Annotated in this window: 1 protein-coding gene; it reads left to right on the top strand. The window is 64.7% G+C overall.

What is annotated here, in order from left to right; genetic code table 11:
• The first annotated feature begins 75 nt into the window (after positions 1-75).
• The gene (locus tag AC0QUY_RS42515) at positions 76-1,233 is read left to right on the top strand and encodes an IS110 family RNA-guided transposase (RefSeq protein ID WP_475391719.1); all 1,158 of its coding nucleotides are present in this window, start codon (positions 76-78) and stop codon (positions 1,231-1,233) included.
• Positions 1,234-1,583: the final 350 nt, after the last annotated feature.

Raw genomic sequence — 1,583 nt, 5'->3', positions numbered from 1 at the left:
GTAGATTCCATGGGGCGGTGAGCGTGCCCTCTCCGGTAGGTTTGGGTTTCCACACTCGAACCATCGGAGAGTCAGATGCAAGCATCGACCGTAGACACGCCCACCGCCGCACAGTTTGGCACGATTTTCGTTGCGATTGAACTCAGCCAGAAGAGCTGGTTGGTGACGCTGCACAGCCCGGACAAAGACAAGCTATCCCGCCATAAGCTGGAGGGTGGCGATCATGTCGAACTATTGGCGTTGATCAGTCGGGTTCGGGAGCGGGCGGCTCGGGCGCTGGGAGGCGTTCCGGCGGTGGTGAGCTGCTACGAGGCCGGCTATGACGGGTTCTGGCTACACCGGCTTCTGCTGGCGGCAGGAATCACGAACTACGTGTTTGACCCTGCGAGCATTGCTGTGGATCAGCGGGCGCGGCGGGTGAAGACCGACCGGATCGACGGCGAGAAGATGTTGCGGACGCTGATGGCGTATCTGCGCGGTGAGCCACGGGTGGTGCGGATCGTGCGGGTGCCGGCGCCGGAGCAAGAGGACGCCCGCCGCGCCAGCCGCGAACGCGGCCGGCTGGTCAAGGAACAGACCGCTCACACCAGCCGGATCAAGGCGCTGCTGCGGCTGTTGGGCATGGCGGTCGGGAATCCGCGCCGGCGCGACTGGCTGAGCTGGCTGGCGGTGCAGCGGGATTGGCAGGGCCAGGCGGTGCCGCCACGGATGCTGAGCGAGATCAGGCACGAACACGCGCGACTGATGCTGGTGCGCGAACGGCTTGAGGCACTCGCGCAGCAGGCCTCAGCGGATCCAACCCCTGGGGCAGCGCAGATGACCGAGCGTAGCGAGCTGTTGCTCCGGCTCAAATGCCTCGGCCCTGCGTTCGCGACGACGCTGACCAACGAGGTGTTCTACAAGGACTTCCGTAACCGGCGTGAGGTTGGGAGCTATTTCGGGTTGACGCCCAGTCCGTGGCAGAGCGGCGGGGTCGACCGCGACCAGGGGATCAGCAAGGCGGGCAATCCACGCGCCCGCTGTGCCGCGATCGAACTGGCCTGGCTGTGGCTGCGGCATCAGCCGGACAGCAAACTCACCCAAGAGTACCGGCGACGCACGCTCAATGCCGGCAAGCGCATCAAGCGCGTCGCCATCGTGGCCCTGGCGCGCAAGCTGGTGGTGGCGCTCTGGCGCTATCTCACGACCGGGCTTGTGCCGGATGGCGTAAGACTCAAGACCGCAAAGGCGTAAACGCTTCAACCAACGCCAAGGCGTCGCGGCATCGGCCGCGGTCCGCGCGGAATGGATGATGACCGTGCCACCCTCGGGCCAAATCAACAGGCCGTTTCGTAGATGGGTCTCATCCTCGTGGCTTCCTCGCCGCATGCATGCGGAATGTGGGTACCGGGCTGTACGCCCGACCGGATATGAGGTGATGCAGTGAGACGCTGCATAAATCGTCGGAAGCCAGTTCCTGAGCGCACCGACCGCGGCGGCACGCTGCGCTACGCATGGCTCCGCGCGCCGCCACTCCACCGAATACAAAATTCACATCCAAGCCACCAGTCGGCACGCTTGACTCAAAAGCCCTCATATGAGGG

The organism is Bradyrhizobium sp. WYCCWR15520, assembly GCF_056174665.1.
The sequence above is the reverse complement of the archived record's forward strand: the minus strand, read 5'-3'. Positions and strand labels throughout refer to the sequence as shown.

Coding starts and splice junctions, on each gene's coding strand:
- AC0QUY_RS42515 (WP_475391719.1), top strand. CDS start 76: ATGCAAGCATCGACCGTAGACACGCCCACCGCCGCACAGTTTGGCACG.